Here is a 16,936-nt window from a genome sequence, read left to right as displayed (position 1 = left end):
TCAGACCGGAGACTGGCCCCCGATCACCCACATATCAAGCATGACCGTGTGCAGCTCAATAGAGCATCTACTTGCGCTAATGGAATGTGGATGTCAAGCTCGACCCGTGGACCACGACACCGCGCAGGCGCAGGCCGATGAGGTCCGCCGCGCCTACCTCGCCGCCAGCCGCCCCGCCCTGCCGCGCACCACGTGCACCCTCTCCGCCCTGTGTGCCGGCGCCGGGGTCGCCTTCGTCGCCTGGGGCGAGCCCGGCTGGCAGCACCTGATGTTCGTGGCCGCCGCGGTGCTGCTCTTCGCCGCCGCCCACCTGCTGCCCACGGCCGTCCGCCGCCGGCGCGGTCTGCACGGCTACCGCGGCTGGACCAGGACGGAGAACACCACCTTCCTGCTGGTCGCGGTCTCCTTGGTGATCAGCGGGTTCACCGGGGGTCGCGAGCTGGCGTGGATCTTCACCGGCCTCGGGGTCGTCTCGGCCGTGGCGTGGTACGCGATGCTGCGGGGCGTGCTCGTCGCCGGTGGCAGGCCGCGCACCTGATGGCCAGGACCACGCCTCGAGCGACGACGGCACCCGTCGGCGAGCCGGCTCTGGACGACACCTTCAGTTCGACGGTGCGCCTGCGCATCTGCGCCTACCTCTCCGGCTGCGACGAAGCGGACTTCAAGGCCGTGCAGGAGTTCTGCGGCTTGAGCCAGCCGAACCTGTCGAAGAACCTCACCGCCCTGGCGGAACGTGGATACGTCGACATCCGGAAGGTCGCCTCAGGTCGCTACACCAAGACCCGCCTGCGCCTGACCGCGACGGGTCAGGCCGCCCTGCAGTCCCACGTCGCAGCTCTGCAGGACATCGTCACCACCGCCCGCGCTCAGCAGCCCACCAGTTGACCGGCGACGACGCCCCGCTGGACGACGACGTAGCAGCGGTGCGGAGAAGCGTGCGCGCGTCGCACCGTGCCGGAAGTGACGTGAGCGAGCGCCGGCCGCCGCGGAACCCGGTCATCGGCTCCCCTCCGGCGGAGCGGTGTAGCGCAGTGAGTAGCGCCAGAACAGGTGCCGCCGCAGGGCGGCCCCCGGCGTCTGCCGGCTTGCGACGTCGCGGATCTCGCGCAGGGTCGTGGTGGTGGGGGCGGTCGGTGGGTTCACGGTGACCGGTCGCTGGCGGGATCGCCGCTGCAGCGTCTTCACGGTGCCCATGACGAGGTTGGCGGGAACGGCCGCGGCGCTCAGCAGGTGGTCCGAGGGCGTCTCCTCGCGGTAGACCCCCAGGACCACCAGTGTTCCTGCCGGGGCGAGCAGGTCGCGCAGCCGGGCCAGGGCCGGCTCGAAGGGGACGTGGTGCAGGACCGCCAGTGCGGTGATGGCGTCGTACCCGCCGGGCAGGGCGGCGGTCATCAGGTCCACGCACTGGAAGTCGACGTCGCCCCGCCCACGGCTCGGTTCGAGGGAGAGGCGCCGTGCGGTGTCGATGCTGCCGGGGTCGGCGTCGAGCCCGGTGACGTGCCTCGCGCGTCGGGAGAGCCGGCGGGCCAGTTCCCCGGTGCCGCACCCGACGTCCAGGACCGTGTCGATGCGCGGGGGCAGGTGTCGTTCGATCCAGCCGTGGTGGTGGGCGTTGTGGTCCCAGGGGTGTGCTCGGTTCCACGCGTCGCACCAGGCCAGTGCGCGCTGCGCGCTCGCTGCCGTCACCGTGCTCCACCTCCACCTCCACCTCCACCTCCACCTCCACCTCCAGCTCCACCTCCACCTCCACCTCCAGCTCCACCTCCACCTCCACCTCCAGCTCCACCTCCACCTCCACCTCCAGCTCCACCTCCACCTCCACCTCCACCTCCACCTCCACCTCCACGCCGCGTCCCGGAGCACCCGAGCAGCCGGGAGTGCCCGCGAGCAAGGCCGGCCGGGTGGCGCAGGCGGTTCCACCGGCGCGCCTCTCGGCTGCTCGTCGACTCCCCTCACGCCGACGGCGCGGCCGTCGACGTGGTGGCGACCCGGGCGGTCCGCGCGGGCGAGGATCACCGGCCCGTGCGCGATGGCGCCCAGTTCGTCGGGGTGGACGGCCGCTGGCCAGCGGTGCAGCGTCACGAGTCGATCATGAGGGTGAGGTCCTGCTGCCGCTCGGCTCTGACCCGGTCCGGCCCTCCACCCATCGACAGGCCCGTGAATCCGGAACTCGGGGCGGTGGGGGGAACCGTCCCGGCGAGGGGGGCCGCCCGGTGGGCCGTGCCGGTACGGCGCGAACCGCTATGCTGATGCATGACGGAACTCAGTAGCACTACTCGCCCAGAACCTGCGGTGCTACCATCGGGCCGCCCGGGTGCCGGGCCCCTCGCCGCCGCGGCCGGGCCGCTGCTGGGCCTGCTCGGCGTCGTGGTGTTCTCCTTCACGCTGCCGTTCACCCGCATCGCCGTGCGCACCCTCGACCCGGCGTTCGTGGGCGCGGGGCGCGCCGCCGTCGCCGGCGTGCTGGCCGTCGCCGTCCTCGCCGCCACCCGCGCACCCCGCCCGCCGCTGCGGCTGGTGCCGCGGCTGCTGCTCGTCGTCGCCGGTGTCGTCGCCGGCTTCCCCCTGCTGACGAGCGCCGCACTGCGCGAGGTGCCCGCCGCGCACGGCGCCGTCGTCGTCGGTGTCCTGCCCGCCGCCACCGCCGTCGCCGTCGTCCTGCGCACCCGCGAGCGCCCCGGCGCCGGTTTCTGGGCCGCGAGCGCCGCCGGGCTGGTGGCGGTCGTGGCGTTCGTCGCGCTCAGCGGCGAGGGCCTGGGCGGGGTGGGCGCGGGGGACGCGCTCCTGCTGGCGGCCGTCGTGCTCGCGGCGCTCGGTTACGCGGAGGGCGGTCTGCTGTCGCGGGAGCTGGGGGCGTGGCAGACGATCTGCTGGGCGCTGGTGCTGGCCCTGCCGCTGACGACGACGCTGGCTGTCGTCTCCGCCGCCGGGCAGCGCCCGGAGGCGAGCGCCGCGGGCTGGCTGTCGTTCGGCTACCTCGCGGTGTTCAGCATGTTCCTGGGGTTCTTCGCCTGGTACCGGGGGCTGGCGATCGGCCCGATGACGAGCGTCAGCCAGGTGCAGCTCGTGCAGTCGGTGCTGACGATCGCCTGGTGCGCGCTGTTCTTCGGCGAGCGGGTGGGCGCGTCCACGGTGGTGGCGGCCGCCGCGGTGCTGGTGTGCGCCGCGGCGGCGGTGCGGGCGCGGGTGCGCTGAACGGGGCGGGCCCGGCGCCGCCCGGTCAGCGGGGTGGGCCCTCCCCGGGCGGCGCGGGCGCCGGTGCGGGCACCGCACCCGCGCGTCGCAGCCGGTCCTCCGTGCGGCGCACCGCCCCGCGCACGTACGGCCCGCGCAGGTGGTGGCACCGGGCGTTCGGGCTGTCCGGGCCGTGCCGGCGCAGCACGTCCGCCAGGCGCTCCTCGACGTCGACGACCTCGCCGCCCGCCGAGACGGTCTGGTCCGCCCACGTCAGCGCGTCGGCGATCGCCCCCGCCAGGGCGCGCGGGTCGTCGTGCGCGGACAGGGCGTCGGTGAGCCCGCGCACCTGGGCGGCGAAGCGCGCACCGGAGTGGTGGGCGACGAGGCAGGCGAGCAACCGCGGCCACCCGGCCTCGCGCAGGTGGTCGGCGCCGTCGAGGGGGTGGAAGCCGCTGGCGCGCAGGTCCGGGGCGTAACCGACGTCGTGCAGCCAGGCGGCCGCCACGAGGACGGGGCGGTCCTGCGGGGCGACGGCGGCGGCACCGGCGGCGGCGCGGGCGGCCACCGCTCGGGTGTGCTCCCAGCGGGGGTGCAGGTCCCTCAGCAGCTCCCGGGCGAGCCGTTCGGCGGCGGCGACGAGGTCGCCCCCGGGGGGCGGGGCGAGCCCGGCGGGGGGCGGGACGGTGGCCAGAGCGTGGTCTCCACTCACGGCGTGAACGCTACGGGGTGCGCCCGCGCGCCGGGAGGGTCTCAGGTCCCTTCCCCTCGCGCGGGCGCACCTCACGCAGTCGGCCGGTTGCGCTGCGCTATGACGGTTGGTCAGCGCCCCAGCAGGTCGCCCAGCCACGCCAGCTGCCGGCGCCAGTGGTGCACCTGGCCGCCCTCGTGGTCGTTGAACCGGTACACGTCCAGCTCGGCGGGCCCGCCGTAGGCGCGGTGCGCGGCGTACACCGTGGACGGCGGGCACACCCGGTCCATCAGCGCCACGGAGAACAGGGCGGGGGCCTTCGCCCACGGCACCAGGTGGGCGACGTCGAAGTGGTCCAGGGTCGCCAGCGCCTCCTCCGCCCGGTCGCGGTGCACCGACAACCAGCGGGTGATCTCCAGGTAGGGGTCGAGCCCGCACACCTCGACGGCGCGGCGCAGGTGGCTCATGAACGGCACGTCGGCCAGCACCGCGCGCACGTCGGGCACCAGGGACCCGGCCGCGAGGGCGAGGGCGCCGCCCTGGCTGGCGCCGGCGACGACCACGGTGTCCGCCCGCGCGCCGGGCAGGGCGCGGGCGGCCTCCACGGCGCGCGCGGCGTCGGTGTAGACGCGGCGGTAGTAGTACTCCTCGGGATCGAGGATGCCGCGGGTGGTGAACCCGGGGGTCGCCGGCCCGGAGCCGTGCGGGTCGGGCGTGTGCCCGCCGCCGCCCCACACCGAACCCTGCCCGCGGGTGTCGACGACCAGGTGCGCGTACCCGGCGCTGGCCCAGGTGAGCCGCTCCTCGGGCAGGCCGCGCCCGCCGCCGTAGCCGACGAACTCCACCACGACCGGCAGGGGGCCGTCCTCGCCGCGCGGGCGCACCAGCCAGGCGCGCACCCGGTCGCCGCCGTACCCGGTGAAGGAGACGTCCCAGTGGGTCAGAGTCATCAGATGGGTGGGTACCTCGGTGACCTCCAGGTCGAGGGGCAGGGCACGCGCTCCCTCCAGGGTCCTGTCCCAGAAACCTCGCAGGTCGGCAGGGGGGGTGTACTGCGGCACGTAGGCTTCGAGCTCGGCCTGGGTCATCTCGGACAGGGGCACGACGGGGTCTCCTCCCGGGGTGGCCACGGGGACTGCGTCCCCGCTGGTGCTGGAATCATCAGATGACATCTTGACGCCTGTCGGCGCCCGCGGGCATCCTCCTCCTACCGGTCACCGGCGGCGGGGGACCCCGCCGCGCGACGTCGAGGCCGCACCCCGGACGGGTGGTGCGGGCGGAGGAGACACGATGGTGTGGACGACCCGGACCGGCCCTGCCGCGTCCCGCGCGGGCAGGGGGCCACGGCGATGACGTGCCGCACGGACGTCTCCCAGGGCGGCGGCACCTGCGACGGCACCCCGGTCGCGGGCGACTGCGGACTGACGGCCGGCGGCGTGCGGTTCTGACGTGGCCGTCGACCCCGTCCTGCGCTACCGCGCGCCTGCCGGCACCTGGGTCGAGGCGCTGCCCGTGGGGAACGGGCGCCTGGGTGCGGTGTGCTGGGGCGCCGCCGACGGCGAGCGGCTGTCCCTGAACGACGACCGCGCCTGGTCCGGCCCCGTCGGCGGCCCCGTCCACGAGGTGCCCGACGGCCACGCCGACGCGGTGCGCCGCGCCCGCGAGGCCGCCCTCGCCGGGGACCACCGCACCGCCGACGAGCTGCTGGGCACCGTTGTCGTCCCGCACACCCAGGCGTACCTGCCGCTGGGGGACCTGCGCGTGACGTGCGACCCGGCGCCGGTGTCCCGGTTCGGGCGTGGCCTGGACCTGCCCACCGGCACCGCGTGGGTGCGCCGCGAGCACCCCGGCGGCGGTGCCGTGCACCAGGACACCGTGGTCAGCGCCCCCGCGGGGGTGCTGCTGCACCGCCTGCGCGCCACCGGCACGGCGGTGGACGTGACGATCACCCTCACCTCCCCGTTGCGGCTGCGCCGCGCCGCCGCCTCCGGCACCGGCAGCGGGTGCGCCGAGCTGGAAGCCGTCCTCGAACTGCCGGTGGACGTGCGCCCGTGGGGCCCGGACGCCGTGGGCGACCCCGTCACCTGGGCGGCGCCCGGGGAGGCGGCCCGCTGCGCCGTCGCCGTGCTGCGGGTGCGCACCGACGGCGACGTGGCCCCCGCCGGACCGGGCGAGCCGGGTGGTCCGCGGCTGCGGGTGACCGGTGCCCGCAGCCTCGACGTGCTGCTCGCCACCGAGGTCACCGCCACCCCCGGCGCCCTCGCCGACGACGAGGCGGGAGCGCTGGCCGCCGCCCGGCAGCGCGTCGCCGCCGCCGACACCGCCGGGACGGAGGAGGTGCTGCGCGCCCACCGCGCCGACCTCGCCGGCTGGTGGGGACGCGCCCACCTCGACCTCGGCGGCACCGCGCCGCAGGGTGTCGGCACCGACGAGCTGCTGCGGCTGGCCGCGGACGAGGGCGAGCGCGCCGGCGGGTGCCGTCGCGCCCTGGTGGAGCTGGCCGTCGCGCACGCCCGGTACCTGCTGGTGGCCGGTTCCCGCCCCGGCACCCACCCGCTGACGCTGCAGGGCATCTGGAACGCCGAGCTGCAGCCGCCGTGGAGCAGCAACTACACGACGAACATCAACCTGCAGATGGCGTACTGGCCGGTGGAGGTGTGGGGCCTGCCGGAGCTGCACGAACCGCTCCTGGCGTTCGTGCACCGCCTCGCCACCGCCGGGCGGGACACGGCGCGGCGCTCCTACGAAGCGGCGGGCTGGGTCACGCACCACAACAGCGACGTGTGGGCCACCACCGCCACCGCCGGCGGCGGCTGGCCGCGGCCGGAGTGGTCGGCGTGGCCGTACGGCGGCGCGTGGCTGGCCACCCACCTGCACGAGCACGTCCGGTTCTCCGCCGACCCGGCCGCCGCGGCCCGCGCCGCGCTGCCCGTGCTCGCCGGAGCGGCGCAGTTCGTGCTGGACCGGCTGGTGCGGCTGCCCGACGGCACCCTGGGCACCGCGCCGTCCACCTCCCCGGAGAACCGCTTCCTCGACCGCGACGGGGCACCGCGCGCCGCCGCCGTCAGCAGCGCGTGCGACCTGGCGCTGACCGCCGCCGCGCTGCGGGCGCTGCTCGACGTCACCGCCACCGCCGGCACGGGCCCCGGTGACGACCTGCTGGAGCGGGCGCGGGACGCGCTCGCCGAGCTGCCCGCCCCGCGCACCGGCGCGCGCGGGGAACTGCTGGAGTGGCGCGAGGAACTGCCCGAGGCCGAGCCGGAGCACCGGCACACCTCGCACCTGGTGGGCCTGTTCCCGCTGGACCTGGTGCACCCCGCAGGCCCGCTCGCCGCGGCCGCCGCCCGCACGCTGGACCTGCGCGGGGAGGAGTCCACGGGGTGGGCGCTGGCGTGGCGGGCGTGCCTGTGGGCGCGGCTGGGACGCGGCGACCGCGTCGCCCGCACCCTGCGGCGGTGCCTGCGGCCCGTGCCGGAGGGCGCCGCCGGCCAGGCCGGTGGCCTGTACCCGAACCTGTTCTCCGCCCACCCCCCGTTCCAGCTCGACGGCAACAGCGGCCTGGCCGCCGCCGTCGCCGAGGCGCTCGTGCAGTCCGGCGACGAGGAGGTGCGGTTGCTGCCCGCGCTGCCGCCGGACTGGCCCGACGGCGCGGTGCGCGGCCTGCGCACCCGCGCCGGTGCCGAGGTGGAGCTGACCTGGCGCGGCGGCCGCCTCGAACGCGCGACCCTGACGGCGCTGCGCGCCAGCCGGGTGCGCCTGGTCGCCGGGCCCCCCGGCCGCGACGTGCCGCTGGGGGAGTTCCACCTGACCGCGGGGCAGCGCACCAACGTGCCCGTCCCCGACCCGATGCCCGAACCCGACCCGATGAGCGAGGAACCGACGTGAAGCTGATGCGCGTGGGGGAGGCGGGCCGCGAGCGCCCGCTCGCCCTGCTGGACGACGGGACCGGCGCCGACCTCACCGGTGTCCTGGACCCCCACCGGCCCTGGTCGGCGGACGACCTGCGCGCGGCCGCCGCCGCCGTCGCGGGAGGTGACCTGCCCGTCGTGGACCTGACGGGGCAGCGCGTCGGGGCGCCCGTGCCGCGGCCGGTGACGATCGTGTGCGTGGGGCTGAACTACCGCGACCACGCCGCCGAGACCGGGTCCCCGCTGCCCGCCGAGCCGATCCTGTTCCTGAAGTCCCCGGCCACCGTGATCGGACCGAACGACGAGGTGCTGATCCCGCGGGGCAGCGTGAAGACCGACTACGAGGTCGAGCTGGGGGTGGTGATCGGCCGCCGCGCCCGGTACCTGGAGACCGCCGAGGAGGGCCTGGCGCACGTCGCCGGGTACGTGGTCTCCCACGACGTGTCCGAGCGGGAGTTCCAGCTCGAGCGCGGCGGGCAGTGGGACAAGGGCAAGAACTGCGAGACGTTCAACCCGATGGGTCCCTGGTTCGTCACCGCCGACGAGGTGCCCGACCCGCAGGCCCTCGGGCTGCGGTTGCGGGTGGACGGCGAGGTGCGCCAGGACGGCACGACCGCCGACATGGTGTTCGGCGTCGGTGAGCTGGTCGCCTACATCAGCAGGTTCACGGTCCTCGAACCCGGCGACGTCGTGAACACCGGCACCCCGGCCGGTGTCGCGCTCGGCCGGCCGGACCCCAAGCCGTACCTGCGCGCCGGTCAGGTCGTCGAGCTGGAGATCGACGGCCTGGGCCTGATGCGCCACACCGTGGGAGACGCCCGATGAGCACGTTCACGCGGTTCGAGACGCACGACGTGCGCTTCCCCACCTCCCGCGACCTCGACGGCTCGGACGCGATGAACCCGGACCCGGACTACTCGGCGGCGTACCTGGTGATCGGCACCGACGACGCCGACGGGCTGAGCGGGCACGGTTTCGCGTTCACCATCGGCCGAGGCAACGACGTGCAGGTCGCCGCGATCGACGCGCTCGCCGGTCACCTGCTGGGCCGGGACGTCGAGGAGGTCCTCGGCGACATGGGTGCCGCGTGGCGCACGTTCATCGACGACTCGCAGCTGCGGTGGCTGGGCCCGGAGAAGGGCGTCATGCACATGGCGGTCTCCGCTGTCGTCAACGCCCTGTGGGACCTGAAGGCCAAGCGCGCCGGCCTGCCGCTGTGGGAGCTGCTGTCGCGGATGAGCCCGGCGGAGCTGGTCGCGCTGGTCGACTTCCGCTACCTGACCGACGCCCTCACCCCGCAGCAGGCGCTGGACATCCTCACCGCCGCCGAACCGGGCCGCGCCGCCCGCCGCGAGGAGCTGCTGCGCACCGGGTACCCCGCCTACACGACCACCCCGGGCTGGCTGGGCTACTCCGACGACAAGCTGGTGGAGCTGTCCCGCCGGGCCGTCGCCGAGGGCTTCACCCAGATCAAGCTGAAGGTGGGCGCGGACCTCGCCGACGACGTGCGCCGGTTGCGGCTGGCCCGCGAGGCCGTCGGCCCGGACGTGCGCATCGCGGTGGACGCCAACCAGCGCTGGGACGTCGGCGAGGCCGTGCGGTGGATCGACGCCCTGGCCCCGTTCGACCCGTGGTGGGTGGAGGAACCCACCAGCCCCGACGACGTCCTGGGGCACGCCGCGATCCGCCGCGCCGTGGCACCGGTGAAGATCGCCACCGGTGAGCACGTCCAGAACCGCGTCGTCTTCAAGCAGATGCTGCAGGCCGGTTCCCTGGACGTCGTGCAGATCGACGCCGCCCGCGTGGCCGGCGTCAACGAGAACGTCGCGATCCTGCTGCTCGCCGCGAGGTTCGGCGTCCCGGTGTGCCCGCACGCCGGCGGGGTGGGCCTGTGCGAGCTGGTGCAGCACCTGTCGATGTTCGACCTCGTGGCGGTCTCCGGCACGACCGAGGACCGCGTCGTCGAGCACGTCGACCACCTGCACGAGCACTTCGTGCACCCGGTGCGGGTGCGCGCCGGGCACTACGAGGCGCCGCGGGAGGCGGGTTTCTCCGCAGAGGTCCTGCCCGCCACCCTGCACCGGTTCGCGTTCCCCGACGGCCCCGAGTGGCGCGACGGCGGGGCGGGACCCTCGTGCGCACCGGTGCCCGGCGGTGCGCCGGTGGCCGCCGCGAACGGCGCGGTGCGCGCGTGAGCGGGTCGTTCACCGGCTGCCGTGCCCTCGTCACCGGGGGCGCCTCCGGCATCGGCGCCGCCACCGCGCGGCGGTTCCTCGACGACGGCGCGACCGTCGCGGTCCTCGACCTCGACCCGACCGCGGCCCCCGCGGGCACCGCCGCGTTCACCGCGGACGTCGCCGACGACGCCTCCGTGCGCACCGCCGTGGCCGCCGCCGCCGAGGCCCTCGGGGGGCTGGACGTGCTCGTCAACAACGCCGGGATCGGCGCCCGCGGCACCGTGGAGGACGGCGACGACGAGCAGTGGCACCGCGTCCTGGACGTCAACGTCGTCGGGGTGGTGCGCACCACCCGGGCCGCGCTGCCGCACCTGCGCCGCTCCGGCCGGGCCTCGATCGTCAACACGTCCTCCATCGCCGCGTGGGCGGGGCTGCCGCAGCGGGCGCTGTACTCGGCCTCCAAGGGGGCCGTGCAGGCGCTGACGCTGGCGATGGCCGCCGACCACCTCGCCGAGGGGATCCGCGTGAACTGCGTGGACCCCGGCACGGTGGACACCCCGTGGGTGCAGCGGCTGCTCGCCGCCGCCGACGACCCCGCCGCCGAGCGCGCCCGGCTGGAGGCCCGCCAGCCCACCGGCCGGCTGGTCACCCCCGAGGAGGTCGCGCACGCCATCGCCTCCCTCGCCGACCCGCGCTGCGGCGCCACCGGCACCGCGCTGGCCGTCGACGGCGGGATGCACTCCCTGCGGCTGCCCGCCAGGGTGTGAGGGTGCGCACCGCGACCCTGGGCAGGACCGGCCTCGACGTCCCCGTGCTCGGCTTCGGCTGCGCCCCGCTGGGGAACCTCTACGCGCAGGTCCCCGAGGAGCAGGCGCGCGCCGCGCTGGAGGAGGCGTGGGCCGGCGGCCTCCGGTACTTCGACACCGCCCCCTACTACGGCCTGGGCCTGTCCGAGCGGCGCACGGGGGCGTTCCTGCGCGGCGTGCCGCGCGAGGAGTTCGTCCTGCAGACCAAGGTGGGCCGGTTGCTGCGCCCGCGCCGCGGCGAGCCCGTGCACCACCCGCACGGGTTCGCCGTCCCGGGCGACGTGGAGCCGGTGTGGGAGTTCTCCGCCGAGGGGGTGCGGCGCAGCCTGTCCGAGAGCCTGGAGCGCCTCGGGCTGGACCGCGTCGACGTCGTCCTCGTGCACGACCCGGACGAGTTCGAGGACGAGGCGCGCCGCGGCGCCCTGCCGGAGCTGCTGCGGCTGCGCGATCAGGGCGTCGTGCGCGCCGTCGGGGTGGGCATGAACCAGGCGGCGATGCCCACCCGGTTCCTGGCGGAGTTCGACCTCGACGTGGTGCTGCTCGCCGGCCGCTACAACCTGGTGGAGCAGGACGCGCTGGACGACCTGCTGCCGGCGGCGCAGCGCGCCGGGGCGGCGGTGGTGCTCGGCGGGGTGTTCGGCTCCGGCCTGCTCGCCGCCGACGCCCCCGCGCCCGGGGCGACGTACTCCTACGCGCCCGCGCCGCCGGAGGTGCTGGCGCGGGCGCAGCGGCTGGCGGCGCTCGCCGCCGCGCACGGCGTGCCGCTGCCCGCGGTGGCGGTGCAGGCCGTCCTCGCGCACCCCGCCGTGGCCGCCGTGCTGCTGGGCATGCGCAGCCCGCAGGAGGTGCGTGCGGACGTCGCCCTGCCGGACGTGCCGGTGCCGGCGGCGTTCTGGGCGGCGCTGCGCGGGGAGGGCCTGGTGCGCGCCGACATCCCGCTGCCCGGTGGGCCGCCGCCCGGCGAACCCCGGTGAACCCGGCGGGGCTCGTCGACGCCCACCACCACCTGTGGGACCCCGCGCGCCGCCGCTACCCGTGGATGCAGCGCCCCGGTCTGGAACCGCTGCACCGGCCGTTCGGGCCGGCCGACCTGGCGCGGGAGGCGGCCGCGGCGGGGGTGAGTTCGACGGTGCTCGTGCAGACCGTCGCCGAGACCGCCGAGACGCGGGAGTTCCTGGCCGCGGCAGAGGGGTCGGGTGGGCTCGTCGCCGCCGTCGTCGGCTGGGTGGACCTGCGCGGTGCAGCGGTGACCGACGAGCTGGCCGCCCTGCGCGCCGCACCCGGCGGGGGCCTGCTGCGCGGCGTGCGGCACCAGGTGGAGGACGAGCCGGACCCGGACTGGCTGCGCCGGGCGGACGTGCGCCGCGGTGCCGCCGCGGTCGCCGCGGCGGGCCTGGTGCAGGACCTGCTGGTGCGCCTCGACCAGCTGCCCGCCGCCACCGACCTGGCGCGGGAGCTGCCGGAGGCGGTGTTCGTGCTGGACCACGCGGCCAAACCTCCGCTGAACCCCGTGGCGCTGGCGGTGTGGCGCGAGCGCACCGCCGACCTGGCCCGCTGCGCGAACGTCGTCTGCAAGGTGTCCGGGTTGTTCACGCTCCTGCCGCCCGGGGGCGGCGACGAGCTGCTCGCACCCGTCGTGCAGCACCTGCTGGAGGTGTTCGGCCCGCGGCGGCTGCTGCTCGGCACCGACTGGCCGGTCAGCACCCTCGCCGGCGGCTACGGCGACGTGGTGCGGCGCACGAGCGCGCTGGTGCGGGACCTCTCCGAGGCCGAGCGCAGTGCCGTCCTCGGTGCCGCAGCGCGGCCGGTCTACGGGCTCACCCCGGCCGGTGCGCGGGCCGCGGTCCCCCCGGAGGCGGACGGTCGGCCCTCCCGGGGGAACCTGCCCGCCGGTTGACGCGCGGTGCGGGGCGACCTAGCGTGAAAGCGCTTCCCACACCGACGTGGCCTGGAGGCCCCCGTGCGACGACGCACCACCCCCCTGATCGCCGGCGCCGCCCTCGCGGTGGCGTCCCTGACGGTGTCCGGCGCGGCACCCGCGACCGCCACCCGCACCCCGCTCGAGCGCCAGGTCCTCGGCGACCGCGACGGCTGGGCGGCCGCCGGGGACGGCACCACCGGCGGTTCCGCCGCCGCGGAGGGGAACGTCTTCACCGTCCGCACCTGGCAGGAGTTCCGCGACGCCCTCGGCGGTGACGCGGCGCGCGGTGACGACGAACCGCGCATCGTGCGCGTCGTGGGAAAGATCGACGCGAACACCGGCGCCGACGGCGAGCGCCTGACGTGCGACGACTACGCCGTCGACGGGTACGACCTGCATCAGTACCTGTCGGCCTACGACGCCGACGGCAGGCCCCTCGACCACGACCCGGTCGACGGGGAGTTCGTCAACCCCCTGGAGCCCGCCCGGGCGGCCAGCCAGGACGTGCAGGAGGCGCAGATCCGCCAGCACATCGGGTCCAACGTCACCATCGTGGGGGTCGGGGACGACGCGCAGGTGGTGGGTGCGGCGCTCACGGTGCGCGACTCCTCGAACGTCATCGTGCGCAACCTCCGCCTGTCCGACTCCTACGACTGCTTCCCCGCGTGGGACCCGGGCGACTCCGGGGGCAACTTCAACTCCGAGTACGACACGCTGGGCGTCGTGGGCTCCACGAACGTCTGGGTCGACCACGTCAGCTTCGACGACGGCGACAACCCGCCGGACAGCCTGCCGCGGTACTTCGGCTCCCGCTACGAGGTGCACGACGGCTCCCTCGACATCACCAACGCCTCGGACCTGGTCACCGTGTCGTGGTCGACCTTCACCGACCACGACAAGACGATGCTCATCGGCAGCTCCGACAAGCGGACCACCGACCGCGGCAAGCTGCGCGTCACGCTGCACCACAACGTGTTCGAGCGGACGAAGGAGCGCACCCCGCGCGTCCGGTTCGGCCAGGTCGACGTCTACAACAACGTCTACCGCGCCACGGACCCGGACTTCTTCGGGTACGTCTGGGGAGCCGGTGTGGAGTCGCAGGTCATCGCCGAGGAGAACTACCTCGAACTGGCCGAGGGCATCGACCCCGCCGACGTGGTCGAGGGGTGGGGCGGGACGGCCCTGCAGGCCGAGGGGAACCTCGTCAACGGCCGGTCGAAGCACCACGAGCTCGACCTGGTCGCCCTGCACAACGCCGCGGACCCCGATGAGTTCCTCGAGGACACCGTGAGCTGGGCCCCGCTGTACCGCGAGCGCGTCGACCCCGCGCAGTCGCTGCCGTCGCGCGTGCCGCGCCTGGCGGGCAGCGGGAACCTCTGACGGGTGCCCGGGGGTGCGCGCTCCCCGCGCGCACCCCCGTGGGCGCCGGACGGCCCGTCAGCGGTCGACGACGAGGACGGTGTTGCCGTCCGGGTCCGCCACGGTGACGAACAGGCACGTCGCCGGGTCGCCCGCGACGGGTGAGCACGGCTCGCCCGAACGCAGACGCTCGTCGCGGAACACCGCCACGTCCTCGACCAGGAAGCTCACCGGCGCCCACGCCAGGCCCGGGCGCACCGGGATCCCGCTGGCGGGGCCCAGCAGCGTCAGACGCCGCCCCTCGCCGTCCCGCAGCACCGCGGCGTGCTCCTGCACGTCGGTGGCGTCGAGGCCGAAGCGGCTGCCGTACCAGGCGGCGGCAGCGGTGGTGTCGTGGACCGGCAGGAAGCTGGAGGCCAGAGTCGCGATCATGGGGGGAACCGTAGGGGTTCGCACCGACAGGGCCGGGGCGGGAAGCGTCGAGGTCCAGGCCCACCGGGCGACCGGCGGCTCCCGGTGGTCGTGAAACCGGTACCGCCCGCGCCCCGGCCACGGCACGCTGGCCGGGTGATCGACGACGCCTGGTTGCGGGAGGTGGCGCAGCGGCTGCTCCACGTGCCGGGGATCGAGGCGGTGACGCTCGGGGGCAGCCGCGCCCGCGGCGAGCACTCCCCGGACTCCGACGTCGACCTGGGGCTGTACTACCGCCCACCCCTGGACGTCGCGGCGCTCACGGTCCTCGCCCGCGAGGTCGCCGGGCCGCAGGCGCGGGTCACCGCACCCGGCGGGTGGGGGCCGTGGGTGGACGGCGGCGGCTGGCTGAGCATCGACGGCACCGCCGTGGACTGGATCTACCGCGACCTGGACCGCGTGCGCCGCAGCTGGCGCGAGGCGCAGGAGGGGGAACTCACCTGGTACGCGCAGACTGGGCACCCGCTGGGGTTCCCGGGTTTCGCGTACGCCGGTGAAGCCGCCCTGGCCGTCGTCCTCGCCGACCCCACCGGTGAGCTCACGGCCCTGCACCGCGCCGCACGGGCCTACCCGCCGCGCCTGCGCGAGGCGGTGGTCGCCTCGCTGGGGGAGGCGGAGTTCCTCGTCGACGGCGCCCGCGAGGCCGCGCCTCGCGGTGACACCGCCCACGTCGCCGGTTGCCTGTTCCGGGTCCTGCTGCTGTGCGCGCACGCCCTGCACGCCCACGCCGGGCGGTGGGTCGTCAACGAGAAGGGCGCGGTGGCCTCGGCCGGCCGGCTCCCCTCTGCGCCCGAACGGTTCACCGACCGGGTCGACGCGGTCCTCGGCCACCTCGGCGGCGGACCGGCGGGCCTGGTGGCCGCTCTGGACGCCGCCCGGCGGATCGTGGACGACACCGGCCGCTGCTGCGGCACGGGCGCGCTCGCCGTGCAGCGTGCCGGCGCGGGGCAGTGGCCGGTGGTGCGGGAGGTCCGGTTGCGAGCGCTGACCGACGCGCCGTGGGCGTTCGGTTCCACGCCGGCGCGCGAGGAGGGTCTCGACGACGGCACCTGGCGGCATCGGGTGGAGGACGGCGACTGGTTCCTGGCGTGGTCCGCGGGACGCGCCGTGGGCGTGGTGGCCCTGGCGCCGGTGGACGCGGGGTCCCGGGCGGGTGAGCGCGACCTGGTGTCGATGTGGGTGGAACCCGACCACCGCGGCGGCGGGGCGGCCACCGCGCTCGTGGAAGCGGCCTGCGCTCGGGCCGCCGCCGGGGGAGCGGCGGCGGTGGGCCTGTGGGTGGTCGACGGCAACCCGCGGGCCCGGCGGTTCTACGAGCGGCTCGGTTTCCGTCTCACGGGGCAGCGGAAACCCCTGCCGCGTTCCCCGGACGTCGGTGAGGAGCGGTTGCGGCGAGCCGCCGCGCCCGGGTGACCGCACCGGCGGGAACCCGCCGCTCGCTCCCGCCCCACCGCCGTGGGAACCTGCCGCGCGTGCCGCAGCCCTCCGCGTCCCGCGCCGGTGCGCCCGTCCGCCTGCCGGAGCGCCGGCCCACCCACCTGGCGCGCAGCGGGTTCTTCGACCCCGCCCACCCGGAGCGTCCCTGGACCGGCGAGGTCCGCCTGCACCGGTACCTCGTCGACGGCGACCCCGCCCGCGAGCGGTTCCGCCTCGAGCGCCCCGTGGGCTACTGGGACGAGCGTCTGGGCCCGGTCGTCGTCCCCGCCGACCCCACCGCCTTCTCCACCGACCTGACGTCCGTGCCGCCGGTGCTGCGCTGGCTCGTGCCCACCACCGGCCGGCACCTGCCCGCCGCCCTCGTCCACGACGGACTCGTCGCCGGCTCCGACGGGCCGCCCTCCTACCTCGCCGCCCGCCCCGTCGACCGCGTCGCCGCCGACCGGCTGTTCCGCCGCGCGCTGCGCGACCTCGGCGTCGCGCCGCTGCGCCGGGAGCTCATGTGGGCGGGGGTGTCCGTCGTCACCGCGCTGACCGGGCCGCTGCGCACCACCTGGCGTGCGTGGGTGGCCGCCGCGGTCACGGGAGCGCTCGTCCTCGTCGTCGGCACGCTGGCCGTCGTGGACCTGCTCGACCTCGCCCGCGCCCTGCCCTGGATGGGGGCGCGGCCCTGGTGGGTGGAGCTGCTCACCGGTGCGGCCGCCGCGCTCACCGTCCCGCTGCTCGCCGCGCCCCTGTGGGGGCGGCGGTGGCGCGCCGGTGCCGTGGCCGGGGTGGCCGCCGCCGCCCTGCTGCCCGTCACCGTGGCCGTGCTGCTGGCCACGGCGTGCTTCGCCGCGGCCGACGCCCTCGCCGGCGGCAGCCCGCGCCGAGCCGCTCGCTGGGTGGTGCTCGCGGCCGCCCTCGCCGGGACCGTCACCGCCGTCGCCGTCCTGGCGCGCTGACGGCGCCGGCCGCTCCGCCCTCCTCGTCCGGCGCCGCCCTGGACGTGC

General features: G+C 76.2%; 17 protein-coding genes and 1 pseudogene. 14 read left to right on the top strand and 4 right to left on the bottom strand.

Annotated elements, in window-relative coordinates; all coding sequences use genetic code 11:
* Positions 1–106: 106 nt before the first annotated feature.
* Together V9U69_RS16220 and V9U69_RS16215 are read left to right on the top strand one after the other, a co-directional pair.
* Positions 107–538 carry a hypothetical protein gene (locus V9U69_RS16220; RefSeq protein ID WP_337062890.1) on the top strand — a complete coding sequence of 144 codons (432 nt, stop codon included), beginning with the start codon at positions 107–109 and terminating at the stop codon, positions 536–538.
* Positions 538–885: a transcriptional regulator gene (locus V9U69_RS16215; protein ID WP_337062889.1), complete on the top strand. Its 348-nt coding sequence runs from the start codon at positions 538–540 to the stop codon at positions 883–885. Before V9U69_RS16220 ends, V9U69_RS16215 begins: the two co-directional genes overlap by 1 nt.
* A gap of 111 nt (positions 886–996) precedes the next feature.
* Here the strand turns inward: V9U69_RS16215 and V9U69_RS16210 are convergent, their stop codons facing one another.
* Complete coding sequence (locus V9U69_RS16210; RefSeq protein ID WP_337062888.1) at positions 997–1,686, bottom strand: class I SAM-dependent methyltransferase; 690 nt, start codon at positions 1,684–1,686, stop codon at positions 997–999.
* A gap of 606 nt (positions 1,687–2,292) precedes the next feature.
* Between V9U69_RS16210 and V9U69_RS16205 the strand changes: the two genes are divergently transcribed.
* Complete coding sequence (locus tag V9U69_RS16205; RefSeq protein ID WP_337062887.1) at positions 2,293–3,195, top strand: DMT family transporter; 903 nt, start codon at positions 2,293–2,295, stop codon at positions 3,193–3,195.
* Between the two features lie 25 nt (positions 3,196–3,220).
* On the opposite strand, the gene V9U69_RS16200 is transcribed toward V9U69_RS16205, so the two are convergent.
* Together V9U69_RS16200 and V9U69_RS16195 are read right to left on the bottom strand one after the other, a co-directional pair.
* On the bottom strand, positions 3,221–3,886 hold the full coding sequence (locus V9U69_RS16200; RefSeq protein ID WP_337062886.1) for an HD domain-containing protein: 666 nt from the start codon (positions 3,884–3,886) through the stop codon (positions 3,221–3,223).
* Positions 3,887–3,996: 110 nt separating this feature from the next.
* Positions 3,997–4,968, bottom strand: coding sequence for an acetylxylan esterase (locus V9U69_RS16195; protein ID WP_337062885.1), 972 nt, complete (start codon positions 4,966–4,968; stop codon positions 3,997–3,999).
* A 192-nt stretch (positions 4,969–5,160) separates the two neighbouring features.
* Here V9U69_RS16195 and V9U69_RS16190 point away from each other — a divergent pair, with 192 nt between their 5' ends.
* From V9U69_RS16190 to V9U69_RS16155, 8 genes are all read left to right on the top strand, one after another.
* A complete protein-coding gene (locus V9U69_RS16190) occupies positions 5,161–5,313 on the top strand; it encodes a hypothetical protein (RefSeq protein ID WP_337062884.1) in 153 nt (50 codons plus the stop codon).
* 1 nt (position 5,314) lies between these two features.
* Positions 5,315–7,750: a glycoside hydrolase family 95 protein gene (locus tag V9U69_RS16185; protein WP_337062883.1), complete on the top strand. Its 2,436-nt coding sequence runs from the start codon at positions 5,315–5,317 to the stop codon at positions 7,748–7,750.
* Positions 7,747–8,598 (top strand): fumarylacetoacetate hydrolase family protein, encoded by an 852-nt coding sequence (locus V9U69_RS16180; RefSeq protein ID WP_442907791.1) that lies wholly within the window; start codon positions 7,747–7,749, stop codon positions 8,596–8,598. The genes V9U69_RS16185 and V9U69_RS16180 overlap by 4 nt, the downstream gene beginning before the upstream one ends.
* Positions 8,595–9,968 carry an enolase C-terminal domain-like protein gene (locus V9U69_RS16175; protein ID WP_337062882.1) on the top strand — a complete coding sequence of 458 codons (1,374 nt, stop codon included), beginning with the start codon at positions 8,595–8,597 and terminating at the stop codon, positions 9,966–9,968. The genes V9U69_RS16180 and V9U69_RS16175 overlap by 4 nt, the downstream gene beginning before the upstream one ends.
* Positions 9,965–10,717 carry an SDR family NAD(P)-dependent oxidoreductase gene (locus V9U69_RS16170; RefSeq protein ID WP_337062881.1) on the top strand — a complete coding sequence of 251 codons (753 nt, stop codon included), beginning with the start codon at positions 9,965–9,967 and terminating at the stop codon, positions 10,715–10,717. The genes V9U69_RS16175 and V9U69_RS16170 overlap by 4 nt, the downstream gene beginning before the upstream one ends.
* A gap of 2 nt (positions 10,718–10,719) precedes the next feature.
* Positions 10,720–11,730 carry an aldo/keto reductase gene (locus V9U69_RS16165; protein WP_337062880.1) on the top strand — a complete coding sequence of 337 codons (1,011 nt, stop codon included), beginning with the start codon at positions 10,720–10,722 and terminating at the stop codon, positions 11,728–11,730.
* Complete coding sequence (locus V9U69_RS16160) at positions 11,727–12,653, top strand: amidohydrolase family protein (RefSeq protein WP_337062879.1); 927 nt, start codon at positions 11,727–11,729, stop codon at positions 12,651–12,653. The genes V9U69_RS16165 and V9U69_RS16160 overlap by 4 nt, the downstream gene beginning before the upstream one ends.
* Before the next feature lie 63 nt (positions 12,654–12,716).
* Complete coding sequence (locus V9U69_RS16155) at positions 12,717–14,057, top strand: pectate lyase family protein (protein WP_337062878.1); 1,341 nt, start codon at positions 12,717–12,719, stop codon at positions 14,055–14,057.
* Between the two features lie 57 nt (positions 14,058–14,114).
* Here V9U69_RS16155 and V9U69_RS16150 read toward each other — a convergent pair whose 3' ends face one another.
* Complete coding sequence (locus V9U69_RS16150; protein WP_337062877.1) at positions 14,115–14,468, bottom strand: VOC family protein; 354 nt, start codon at positions 14,466–14,468, stop codon at positions 14,115–14,117.
* A gap of 135 nt (positions 14,469–14,603) precedes the next feature.
* Here V9U69_RS16150 and V9U69_RS19395 point away from each other — a divergent pair.
* The 3 genes and pseudogenes from V9U69_RS19395 to V9U69_RS16140 all read left to right on the top strand — a co-directional run.
* Positions 14,604–15,416 (top strand): annotated as a pseudogene (locus V9U69_RS19395) (nucleotidyltransferase domain-containing protein); the annotation flags it as partial.
* Positions 15,393–15,920, top strand: coding sequence for a GNAT family N-acetyltransferase (locus V9U69_RS19390; protein WP_442907792.1), 528 nt, complete (start codon positions 15,393–15,395; stop codon positions 15,918–15,920). The pseudogene V9U69_RS19395 and the gene V9U69_RS19390, both read left to right, overlap by 24 nt.
* 59 nt (positions 15,921–15,979) lie before the next feature.
* Positions 15,980–16,888, top strand: a complete 909-nt coding sequence (locus V9U69_RS16140; RefSeq protein ID WP_337062875.1) for a DUF1353 domain-containing protein — start codon at positions 15,980–15,982, stop codon at positions 16,886–16,888.
* Positions 16,889–16,936: the final 48 nt, after the last annotated feature.

This window comes from Kineococcus sp. G2 (assembly GCF_037154035.1).
Classification (GTDB): domain Bacteria; phylum Actinomycetota; class Actinomycetes; order Actinomycetales; family Kineococcaceae; genus Kineococcus.
The sequence above is the reverse complement of the archived record's forward strand: the minus strand, read 5'-3'. Positions and strand labels throughout refer to the sequence as shown.